The sequence below is a fragment of the Bartonella heixiaziensis genome (assembly GCF_046245125.2).
GTDB lineage: Bacteria > Pseudomonadota > Alphaproteobacteria > Rhizobiales > Rhizobiaceae > Bartonella > Bartonella heixiaziensis.
Map to the genome: position 1 here is coordinate 395495 of NZ_CP176404.1, position 11735 is coordinate 407229.

Below are 11735 nucleotides of genomic sequence, written 5' to 3' on the forward strand. Positions count from 1 at the left end.
CTAAGAGCTGTGCTAAACAGCATGATGCAACCATCAAGACAACGATAGCATAGAAACTTTCAATGTGCTGAAAAGGAAGAATACAATCAATAATCACTTGAAAAATAAAAGAGTTTACCAAGCCCAGTAAGCGCAAAACAATTGCTACAAGACTAAGTTCAATGACATAATGAATATATTTATTGGTTGTTTGAGTAAATCAAGAGAAGGATACTATCTTTTCAGGTGAATTGCTTATTTGATTTTATAATTTTGTTAAAAGAAGATTTTGATCGATGTCAAATATTTTTACTGTATTGTAGATAAAAAATATTTTATATTTTAATTGTATATAAAATTTATGTGTATTTTTATTACTATTATTTAAAAATAGGTTTGACATTTACCTAAATGGCATGATAACAACTTTATCATGTATCATTATGATACGTTATTATCAATAGATAAAATGAAAATAAAATTGGCAGTTCAAGCTCATCACATGATTCACACAGTAGTTCACATTCATCTAAGGCATGTAGTACTTTGGATTATGTTACTAGTGGAGTTACAAGTGCTATCACAGGAGGTATTGCAGATGCAACTACTGGGTTCTTAACAGGTTCTGGTGGATTTAAAAATAGGTTTAAAAATGCTCTCAAAGAGGGCGGACATGGAGTCATAACTGGGTTTAATATTGGTTGGCTAAATAAGACTGTTGAGTGCCACACAAAAAAGTAAGGCTGGTGTACTGATTTTAATTTGTAGATCGTATTAAAGAAATATATCTCTGAAACTAATATTGTTGTAAAGATCTTTAATAAGAGAACAGAAATTAAATGTCTGTAACTGTATTTAAGCAAACATCAGAGATATCTATATTTTTAATTATATATATTATATTTTTGGACTTTTTTATTATGGATAATTTAGAAATTTTTAAAACTGCGTTATTTTTAATAAGTATTATTGGTTTTTTTAAAATTTTCTCTTATATACTTAGATTCAGAAGTTGGAAAAAAATATAAAATCAGATTTAGTTGAGTTAAGTTTATTGTTTATAGCATTATCAATTTCTATCTATATCTCTATATATATAAAATCATTCGTAAAGTAGATGAAATTTTTGAATTTAATTTATATAATCATAATTTTCATTTCAGATTTTTATTATGTATATTGGTAATAATGTTACTTCACTATTAATTGATAGTGTTTATGATAATTTTAAGAATTAAAAGTAGAATTTATATATTTGGTTCTAGTTTTTCTAATGGTTTGTCTTATATTTCTAGTAAGTTGTCAAGTATTTCATCAATGAATTTTTCAAGAAGTGGATCACAACCTGGGTATACTGTTGGAGATTACCTCAATACAGCAAATTCATACGGAGTGGTGGGAAGAAATATAGGAAACACTGGTGGAGTATTTGTAGGCGGTGTAGTCGGAGGTCTTGCATCAGGTGGATCGGGTATATTTTTAGGTGCAGGAACCGGTGCAGGTCTTGGCTATGGAGCAGGTATAGGTTTAAGTTCTCAGTATAACACGTGCTATTATTAATTTATAAAGTATTTATAAATATATATCTGAGTTTATAATAATTTTATAGACATGTTTTTTATTAACGTGTCTATATTTATTTATAAAATATCTTTTAGTTATATAATAACTCTATATTTTAATTTAGAAATTTTATACGTTATGGGTGTTTTTAATATTATTAATGAATTAATTGAATTATTTACGTTGATATCTATTTTAATAATATTTATATCTTTATTTGAATTGTATTACAAACATAAAAATTGCTTTAAAAAAGATATTAGAAAAAGTTCAATTATAAGAATAAGTTTATTTTTTGTATTTTTCTTTTTATTATTTTCTTTAGTTAATTTTTATATAACTTAATATATTTATGTTGGAGTTTGTTATGATTGACCTTATGTTTAATATTAAAAATGCGTTACTTGCAACAAACATTTTTTTAATTTTAAGCGTATTTTTTTCTAAATTACAATTTCCTACTTGGAAAGTAGTCTATTAAATTAGGATTAATTACAATTATTATATACTTTATAATATATTTTGGACTTTATTATTTAATAAACTAATATTATATAAAATATCGATGTATTTTATATTTTATGAGTAGTTATCTTGCTCACGTACAAATAGAATATTATATAACTGAAATTAACTTTAGATAATTATATTATTTATAGTGATTTATATTTTTTATTAACTATTTTTTGTGGTTATTATTAATGTGGATGAATTTTATTAGCTTTGTTGTAAATATGTTATTTTCAATAATAAGTGTAATTACAATTATATATTATTTATTGTTACGAAATAAATATAAAAATTATAATAGAAAAGAATACAAAAAAATATCTTATTAATAAATAATAAAAACTTATTTTTTATTATTGAGATATATTTATTATAATAATTTCATAGTTATTATTTTTATATACTATTCATCTTTAAAAAATGTTTACTGATTACAGTGAGACAGTGTCTTTAATATCAATCATTATCATCAATAGTTCTGTTTTTTATTTCCTATTAATTATTTCAAGAATGAGTTGTTTTGAGATTATTGTCTTTTGTATAAGAATTGCCAGTTTATAGTTTTTGAAAAGTGATTCTCTTCTTATGTGTCATATTTATTGAAAAATAAGCAATTTTTATGAAATAAAGTGCCTTATCTCTCTTGATTTTTATCCATCATCTTGAGAAAGAGGGAGAGAAGCGATTTCTGTATCAAGTGCATCCATAAAATCGATAATAAAAGCAGCATTCGTTCCTAAATCTCTTGGCAAATAACGCGAAGCAGAACGCATATCAACAAAAGTTGTACCCCCTTCATCAGTTAAACGAATGACAATGTCCGAAATAAAGCCAAGGTAAAAAGTTTTTGCCATTGTTTCAATATAAAGTGCATCTTCTTCACCTTGAAACTCTCGTTGCGCTACAACAGGCCAATCATAAGCTGCTAAAACATTGAGAACGGATTCGCGAATACGCTCAGGTGAACCATCATAACGACGTCCTGACATTTCCGGCCATGAGGACATCTGTACAGCTGCTTGTTTGGTCAAAACGCTCTTAAGCGGCAAAGCATCGCTAGGGCGTGTCGTGCGAAAAAAAGCTGGTGGGTTTTGTGTATCAGTAGAAACATCATGAAGTGCTGGAAAAGAAAACCAAAGTCCAAAAAATAACATCAATGGTGTAGCAGTTATTAACGAATAAATGATACCTCTTAAAGCTTTCATTCCACCCAGAGCACCATACACCCATAAGCTATGAAGTGCTTTTACAGCAAGAAAAAGAGAAACAGCGACACAACAAGCAGAAATGATTATCAACAGTATGAAGTCAGTTACGTCAATTACAGAAAAGCGTTGTAAAAACATTGAAAATAACAAAATCAAGAATGCTAATCCGCCAAAACGGGGGGACCATACTGCTGCCCTCGAGATTAACCGAACATATATCTTCTTCATGAAGCTCTTTCCCCTCAACCATGAACCATAAGCAAAACTCTCCTCAAATTTCCTATTTTACGGAAAGCTTCCAGTCATAGGACAAAAGTAAAGCACTTATTTTTAAGGTCAAGGATGCTCTGTCTTTCATCAATTTCCAATGGTTATTTTCATTAATTCATTTTGGTAACGGACAACACCTTTATAGATTGATTAAATTTTATAGGAAATGACTGTAACCAACATAAAAATAAACTCAAATCGCAAGTTTTGCGATGCGTGTGTTTATCCAAAATTAGGGCTCTTACTTTTATATTAGCTTCTGCTTGAAGTTATGTTGCCTCTCCAGCACAATACAATTTAAGAGTGACACAGATCGCCTTTATTTCATAGTTTTTATCAATATATTCATTCATTATATATAATTCTGTAAGCAGATGAGTTCTTCAAAACAAGAACGTTGCATGGATCATTTTTAATGATTTTTATCTTAAGAAAAAATCAGGTGATTTAAAGTTGGAATAAGGATCGCATTCTCATATTTAGCCGATTGCGTTTGAACATGACTATTTGGGCAAGCTTTTACCCTCTCTTGAAAAATAGAGCTGTTGTATAGGCGGAAAGCGGTGTACTTTTTATCCGTTGAACATGCGACAGGTGGCAGATGAAAGGAACGCTTCACTTTCTCTTTTTGTAAGTAACGAGGGAGCAAAAACGCGTAACACAGCAAAACCTTCATTCAAATTTTGAGCGATTAAAACTGAATTGGTATTTCTTGTAGACTTTAACTTTTTGAGTTCTATGATTTGTATAGGTTTCCCAATGATAAGATCGAGTGTCGTATCAGGGGCTGTTCGGTCATTAAGGTTGTAGAAAATAATTCCGTCGTGTGTGTAGGTAGCAAGTGACCAAAATTGGGTTGTCTTTAAAGCCTTTAAGTGAACAGGGCCATTTTCGAGATTAAACCTACAGACTTTAAGAAGAAAGAAGGGATCAGTAGTCTGCTGAATAGGATTGTGGGCATCCAAGTCAACAAATTGATAAGGATCTCCGGATTTTTTAAGCTGTGTCCATATATTATTTTGTGCCCAATATGGCGTTAGAAATAAAACGCAAATATGAACAATGATAGCGCCAATGCTTGCAAGAAGTGCGGCGTAAATAAATTTAGTCACAGTTTTTTTGTCCTGTTGGAATTTGTTCTACAGAGGGCATCGTAAGCTTTTGTAATGCTGTTGCAGAGATAATTGATGTATCGTACAAAGTAAGAATAAGTCCGAATTCTTTTTGACTGACTGTTGCAAGCCAATTGCCAATTTGTGGTGTGGGTGCGATGTTGATGTGCAAAGAGCCATCACTTTCATAGGTAATATTATCGGTATAAAGTTCGAAAGGTATTTCCTTGGATGAAGTATAAGGTTTGAGAGATTTGTCAGCTGTATAAAGGGTAAAGAGTCGTGTTTCAGGGATGTGTCCTTTGAGCAAATAATGGCAATGGGAGTATAGTGGACGCCCATGGTTATCTTTCCAAAGTTGAAAAATAAGCCCTTCTGTACGCCCAATTGAAATTTCGCCTCTTTTGGCAGTGCGTGCACGGGTATAGGGGTCAGTGTTGGCGGTTCCTGCTTCTGGGTAAGCACTCCATTCACCTATTGTGAAACGCCCTAAATTGTTAAAGGAATTGAGTCCATAATCAACACTGATTGTTCCCAAAAAAATGGAAAAAGTGAAGATGAAAAAAGGAATGGCAATGTTAACAAACATTCTAGAATATTTTGAATTCAATGTGTTAAAGCTCCAAGTGCTTTCAATTTCAAAGAGATTGCAGATGTCTTTTTCAGATCTTTGTTAATCAGTTGCACAATATTTAATGTTTCGCGGGAGAGCGTATGAGGTATTGGAGGTGTAGGCTTAAAATCACTGCGGGAAGGGAAGGGTGGTGGCTGATAAGGGAGGAGAGAGTTTTCGACACCATAGAGCTGTTTGAGCATGATATTTTGGTGTGCAGAGAGCATGATATGGTGCCATATCATGGCAGGAACACCACCACCAAAAGCGCGATTCATCGGTGAAAAATTATCATTACCCATCCATACAGCTCCCGTATAATTACCGGTAAAGCCAACAAACCATGCATCGCGATAGGATTGTGATGTTCCAGTTTTTCCGGCAACAAGGGTCATGGGGAGAGCAGCACGTTTACCAGATCCTCGTGTTGTGACACCAACCATCATTTGGTTCATATAAGCTGCTGATTGTCCACTGAGGACCCGGTGTGGTTTGTTACCGTTATGCTCGAAGTCCCACACCACGTGTCCATCTGGTGTACTGATTTGTGTGAAACCATGGCGATTTCCAGCTATACCCCCATTAGCAAAGACATTAAAACCGGTCGCTTGATCCATGGGTGTCATATTGGATGTGCCTAGAACCATGGTTTTGTGTGATAAAATATGCGCATGAATCCCCATATTTTTGATCAGATCTATGATAGGCTGGGTATCGCGGTTAAGATATTGATAGGTAAGGTAGACAGGCACTGTATTGATAGAAAAGGCTAAAGCAGTTGCTAAATCGATTTTACCAAGATAACGACCGGAATTATTTTTGGGCGACCAACCTCCCCAATTGATGGGGGCATCTAAGACTATTGTTGAGGGAGATAGACCACGTTCCATTGCGGCGGCGTAAACATAAGGTTTGAATGAAGAACCAGGTTGTCTTCCCCCTTGTGTTGCTCTGTTAAATTGGCTTTTACTATAATCCAATCCTCCAACAATTGCACACACAGCTCCGTTATTATCGAGTATGACGGTAGCAGCTTGTGTTACGCGGTATTGTTGGCCGTATTGGTGCAAATGATAGGCGACGGATTCCTCTGCAGCTTTTTGAATATCTGGATCAAGAGTGGTTTGAATGATCAAATTATGGCTTGAAAGTTGGTCACTCATTTTTTTGACTTCGTCGAAGACCCAATCAAGAAAATAATCAGGCTGACTATTTTTTATTTTTTTAAGAGCATTGGCAGGATGACGATGGGCGTTGATAATTTGGCTCTCAGTTATAAATCCACCATCAACAAGGTTGGAAAGGACCACATTGGCACGTGTTTGAGCGGCAAGCAGGTTATTATGAGGAGCATATTTGCTTGGGGCTTTGAAGAGTCCTGCTAACATAGCGGATTCGCTAAGAGATATATTGCGTATATTTTTACCAAAATAAAATTTCGCAGCTGCTGCGATACCAAAATTATTTCCTCCCATATATGCGCGATCAAGATAAAGTTGCAAAATCTGTTTTTTGCTAAAATTTGCTTCTAACCAAAGGGCAAGATAAGCTTCTTTTATTTTTCGTGTTATGGTTCTTTCATTTGTTAAGAACAAATTTTTAGCCAGTTGTTGTGTAAGGGTAGAACCACCTTGAACTACGTTTTTAGCTTGCATGTTTTTTGAGATTGCACGCGTTAGACCATGCAAATCAATGCCCCAGTGATCGAAAAAACGGCGGTCTTCTGTCGCAAGAACAGCTTTAATAAGATAATCGGGCATTTCTTCAACAGGAACAGATGCAGCTGGTGATGCACCACGGTGACCGATGGGATTTCCATACCGATCTAGAAAAAGGATGGAAAACTTCTTAGGAGAAGACCAGTCTTTTTTAGTTAATTCAAAAACAGAAATACCATTTATGGTGAAGAGAGTAAAAGCAATTAATCCTAATGTCATTGTTTCATCAAGAAGTTCGACAATAAATCGTTTCCACCCTTGTATATGAAAACGCTGTGAAGCTATTTTTGCCTTGTTCCAGAAGAAACTGTTGGTAGAGCGGATGCGATAAAATGCTGTGTCTAACCATGCATCTAATTCAATGAGTGCAGGACTACGAAATGGTTTATTGTTTTGTGCTTTCTTTTTTTTAAAAAAATGAAACATTTAAAAGAGAGCCTGTGACAAAATGATAGGACGAAACAAATCTCTCATGATTATATGGAGTGAAGAGAGTTTTTTGCTATAGTGTCAACAGAGAAAGAGTTTATTTAAAGATTACGACAATGTATTTCTTGTAGATTGTCTCTTCCAGTTGTTGATGTGATTTTTAAGAAGATTTTATTTTGAAACCATTAAAGCTCGAGGTAATATCCACGCGTTATTTTGTTGCACAGAGATCATGTATTGTTCCGGTGTGATTTTTGAATGGACAAAAAGATTATTCATTTTATATTCATCTACAGTAGATTATAAAATATTTATGATGAAAAAATCTTTTTTATTTATGACGATAGCGGTTCTTTTGGGAGCAGATTCCGTTTTTGCTGCTGATTGCGCCGAAGTGGGTAAGAAAGTGGCTGTCCAAAAGAGTGGGGTGTTAGTACGTTCAATCCCCATTGTTCAGGATGGAAGGAATATGTGTGAGGTTGTGGTCATTGTGCCTGCCCGTGGGGGTGAAAAGTTGCGCCGTGTTGAAGTTTCTGTTCCTCTAGATTAGTATTTAGCAGATATTGTGATGCGTATTTTAATTGTTGAAGATGATCGGAATCTCAATCATCAATTGGCAGAAGCTGTGAAAAATGCGGGATATGTTTCAGATAGTGCTTTTGATGGTGAAGAGGCTTACTTTTTAGGAAGTACAGAGTCTTATGATGCGGTGATTCTCGATATTGGTTTGCCACGTCTAGATGGAATTCGTGTTATTGAAAAATGGCGCAAAGAAGGGTATTTAATGCCTGTTTTAGTGCTAACAGCGCGAGATCGCTGGTCTGATAAGGTACTTGGCATTGATGCAGGTGCTGATGATTATGTTGTTAAGCCATTTCATTTAGAGGAAGTGATGGCGCGGTTGCGGGCGTTAATTCGTCGAGCTGCAGGCCATGCGACAAGCACGTTACGCTGCGGAGAGGTTTTATTGGATACTAAAACTTCTCGTGTTTTTGTTGATGGTCAGTTGATTAAATTGACATCATATGAATTCAGGCTTCTTTCGTATCTCATGCACCATTGCGATAGGGTGATTTCAAGGATGGAGCTTACCGAACATCTTTATGATCAGGACTTTGACAAGGATTCAAATACGGTTGAAGTTTTTATAGGACGGTTACGTAAAAAGCTTGGGGTGGATTTAATTGAGACCATTCGTGGATTAGGCTATAGAGTGAAAAAGCTAGGTGATCAATGAGAGTTCTAAAAAATAAGGGCTCGCTTAGGGGAATGATTTCTCTAATTGTTAGATCTCTCAGCTTGCGTGTTATGATTTTATCAACATTATGGGTCGTAATTTCGCTTTCATTGATTTCTGCAGTCAGCATTTTATTTTATCGGCGTTCAAGTGAACAAAATCTAGAGCGTATCCTTTCTACCCAACTGTACAGTCTTATTGCAACAGTGACTGTAACACCTGATGGGAACTTGAAAGGAAGTTTTGGGATTGATGATATCCGCTATTTAGATCCAACATCGGGATGGTATTGGGAAGTCGTTTCTGTATCACCTAATCTACGAGGAAGACTGACATCTCCATCATTAGGAACTGGGAGAATATTTTCACCCAGCGATGTCGATATACCTTTTGACAATAAATTCTTTCGTTCTTACCGGATAAAGGGAAAAAATGGTCAGAAGCTGCAAGTGATTGAGAGTGATGTTGTTCTTGATAATCAAAATCATGTTGCGCGTTTTCGCCTCGTTGGGAATATCGATGAAGCACATGCACAAGTGCAGGAATTTAAGCGGACTTTACAAATTTTTTTGTGGAGTTTTGGTATAGGGAGCGTTCTTATTAACATTGCTATTATGTTCTTTAGTTTTCAACCGTTGAGACTTATCCGACAAGCGTTGAATGATATTCGTGAAGGCAGGGTTAATTACGTGAATACGGATTTAGTAAGCGAAGTTATGCCGTTAGCACAAGAGATGAATGCTCTCATCAATAATAATCAGCGTATTATTGAACGGTTTCGCACACAGGTTGGTAATCTTGCACATTCATTGAAGACACCTTTGTCAGTGATTGTGAATGAGATTGATAAGATGTGTGGAGAACAGGCTCTTTTATTGAAAGAGCAAACACAAATAATGCAGGACCAAATAAATCATTATTTACAGCGTGCTCGGATTGCCGCACAATGCGATAGTGTTGTTTATCACACATCAGTTCGCACAGTGATTGATCGTTTGGTGCGGGTTATGGAAAAGCTTACCCCTGAAAAACAGTTTAAATTTGTTATGGATGTTAATGATATTGTTTTTTCTGGTGAAAGAGAAGATTTAGAGGAAATTGTAGGAAATTTGATTGAGAATGCTGCTCAGTGGGCTCTTACAAAAGTTCTAATCTCCTGTCGTTTAGAAGAAAATGTTGAAGAAGCAGAATGTTTTAGTATCCTCGTAGAAGATGATGGTTCTGGTTTAACAGAAGAACAAATTGATGAAGCTTTAAAAAGGGGGCATAGGTTTGATGAAAGTAAGCCGGGGACAGGTTTAGGGTTAGCGATTGTTTCAGATATGGTCAACGAATACGGTGGAAGTCTTTTATTATCACGTTCTAACTTAGGCGGGTTATATGCAAAAATTGTATTACCAAGGAAATGAACGCATTTTATTTCTATGCGGGGTATGTATATATTAAAATTTGTAAGAAGGAAGTAATATTTGTGCGTATAATGCATGAAGGAGAGAATGATTTCATTATTTTGAATCCGTATCTATCTGTAATGAGAATAGAGAAATAAGCTTTTTAAAAAAATTTATGATAAACTTTATAATTTTATATGTGAAAAAAGAGTGTTCTATCATTTTACATCAATGTTCTAACGAATGAGAGAGGTAGGATAATTGATTATGCTTTTTAATTCTTGTGTTGGTACCAAAGTGATATGCTATTGTTAATTTGGGTTGCACTTTTTTTTATTTTGTTGACGATTTCTCTTTTTTTCTCGTTGCATTTTAACTGTAAACTTCCCCAAAACAGGAGCGTTTCAGCTACTAATATTTACAGAAGTTGTACGTGTTTTTTTGAATCTGATAAGTCTTGCAAGCGTTGTAAAACTATACGAGCTATTAAAATTTTTAGTATTTTGTTTGTTCTTCTTATGACATGGAGCATTTACGCTTTAACAGGCAATCCAGAAGTTAAAAGTTATTTTTTTAGTGCGTTAATGGATAAGGATCCAAAGACGCTTAGTAAGCGTGAACAACTCGTTCGTCTACAAGTCCTTTTCCTTCGTGCACCTCATGATGGCAGGTTAGCGGATGCATTGGCAGTAGAATACCTCGAGGAAGGTCAATTTCAGGATGCAGTGAACATTTATTTAGATGCATTGCGCTTGAATGGGGAAACGACTCCAAGGCTTGTTGGATATGGGTTGGCATTGGTTGGTTATGAGGGCGGAATAATTACGCAAGAAGCACAAAAGGCGTTTCAAAAAGCAGCGGATTTGGCGCCAAATGATTTTTATCCTCGTTTATTACTCGCTGAAGCACTTCGCCAAGAGGGCAAGTCTGCACAAGCAGTGCAGTTTTTAGAAAATTTTCTTGATAAAATGCCTAAGGATTTTGTAGGGCGATTGCGCGTTGAAGCGAAGATAATTCAGTTACGTGATTTATCCAAATAGAATACTCAGAAAGTGAGTATGGAAAGTTTAAGAGTATTAAAATCGGGAGATCATCATTCTAGGAAGAGAGATATTGGATAAGAAGTTGCACCCGTATACAAGATGTGCAAAGCTCTTACTAAAGATAAGGCATAAGAATAATGTTTATACAACGCATTTATAAAAGTTTTTTCGTAGAGTATCTATGAACAGTCAATCTTTTAAGAATCCTCCTTCATTGAAGGTTATTTTAAAGCAGCGAAAAAAAAACCGATTACTGATGATTTTCTTATGCTTTTTCGTTGTGGGAATTGCGATAAGTCTTATTATGTATGCAATGCGTAATACGGTCAGTTTTTTTCGAATGCCATCTGAAATCACAAAAGAAGATATTCTAATGGGGCGCCCTTTGCGTTTAGGCGGTTTTGTTGAGAAAGGAACGGTTCAATATCTTGGGAAGATGAAAGTTACTTTTTTCGTAACGGATAATGCAAAACACGAAAAAGTTATTTTTGATGGTATCTTACCCGATCTTTTTCGTGAAGGACAGGGGGTTATCGTGGAAGGGTATTTCGATAAACGGGGGCTGTTTATTGGCAAGCGCGTTTTGGCAAAACATGATGAAACTTATATGTCTAAAGAAACAGCTGATCGCTTGAACAAACATAAAAGTGTGGAGAAATAAT

Annotated in this window: 11 protein-coding genes; 7 read left to right on the plus strand and 4 right to left on the minus strand. The window is 34.9% G+C overall.

Going from position 1 to position 11735, the window contains the following annotated elements; translation table 11 throughout:
- Positions 1–525 precede the first annotated feature (525 nt).
- Positions 526–720 (plus strand): hypothetical protein, encoded by a 195-nt coding sequence (locus ACKC4Y_RS01710; protein WP_409361691.1) that lies wholly within the window; start codon positions 526–528, stop codon positions 718–720.
- Positions 721–1374: 654 nt separating this feature from the next.
- A complete protein-coding gene (locus tag ACKC4Y_RS01715; protein WP_409361692.1) occupies positions 1375–1539 on the plus strand; it encodes a hypothetical protein in 165 nt (54 codons plus the stop codon).
- Between the two features lie 1163 nt (positions 1540–2702).
- Here ACKC4Y_RS01715 and ACKC4Y_RS01720 read toward each other — a convergent pair.
- The 4 genes from ACKC4Y_RS01720 to ACKC4Y_RS01735 all read right to left on the minus strand — a co-directional run bounded on the left by ACKC4Y_RS01720 (position 2703) and on the right by ACKC4Y_RS01735 (position 7399).
- Positions 2703–3488 (minus strand): DUF1499 domain-containing protein, encoded by a 786-nt coding sequence (locus tag ACKC4Y_RS01720; protein ID WP_409361693.1) that lies wholly within the window; start codon positions 3486–3488, stop codon positions 2703–2705.
- A 614-nt stretch (positions 3489–4102) separates the two neighbouring features.
- Positions 4103–4642: a DUF1254 domain-containing protein gene (locus tag ACKC4Y_RS01725; RefSeq protein WP_409361694.1), complete on the minus strand. Its 540-nt coding sequence runs from the start codon at positions 4640–4642 to the stop codon at positions 4103–4105.
- A complete protein-coding gene (locus tag ACKC4Y_RS01730) occupies positions 4635–5231 on the minus strand; it encodes a DUF1214 domain-containing protein (RefSeq protein WP_409361695.1) in 597 nt (198 codons plus the stop codon). Before ACKC4Y_RS01730 ends, ACKC4Y_RS01725 begins: the two co-directional genes overlap by 8 nt.
- 17 nt (positions 5232–5248) lie before the next feature.
- Positions 5249–7399 carry a transglycosylase domain-containing protein gene (locus ACKC4Y_RS01735; protein WP_409361696.1) on the minus strand — a complete coding sequence of 717 codons (2151 nt, stop codon included), beginning with the start codon at positions 7397–7399 and terminating at the stop codon, positions 5249–5251.
- 316 nt (positions 7400–7715) lie between these two features.
- Here ACKC4Y_RS01735 and ACKC4Y_RS01740 point away from each other — a divergent pair, with 316 nt between their 5' ends.
- The 5 genes from ACKC4Y_RS01740 (at position 7716) to ccmE (ending at position 11734) form a co-directional block, all read left to right on the plus strand.
- Complete coding sequence (locus ACKC4Y_RS01740) at positions 7716–7952, plus strand: hypothetical protein (protein WP_409361697.1); 237 nt, start codon at positions 7716–7718, stop codon at positions 7950–7952.
- Between the two features lie 18 nt (positions 7953–7970).
- Positions 7971–8639 carry a response regulator transcription factor gene (locus tag ACKC4Y_RS01745; RefSeq protein ID WP_409361698.1) on the plus strand — a complete coding sequence of 223 codons (669 nt, stop codon included), beginning with the start codon at positions 7971–7973 and terminating at the stop codon, positions 8637–8639.
- Positions 8636–10048, plus strand: a complete 1413-nt coding sequence (locus tag ACKC4Y_RS01750) for an ATP-binding protein (protein ID WP_409361699.1) — start codon at positions 8636–8638, stop codon at positions 10046–10048. The genes ACKC4Y_RS01745 and ACKC4Y_RS01750 overlap by 4 nt, the downstream gene beginning before the upstream one ends.
- Positions 10049–10332: 284 nt before the next feature.
- A complete protein-coding gene (locus ACKC4Y_RS01755; RefSeq protein ID WP_409361700.1) occupies positions 10333–11070 on the plus strand; it encodes a tetratricopeptide repeat protein in 738 nt (245 codons plus the stop codon).
- Positions 11071–11254: 184 nt separating this feature from the next.
- The gene (gene ccmE / locus ACKC4Y_RS01760; protein WP_409361701.1) at positions 11255–11734 is read left to right on the plus strand and encodes a cytochrome c maturation protein CcmE; all 480 of its coding nucleotides are present in this window, start codon (positions 11255–11257) and stop codon (positions 11732–11734) included.
- Position 11735 lies beyond the last annotated feature (1 nt).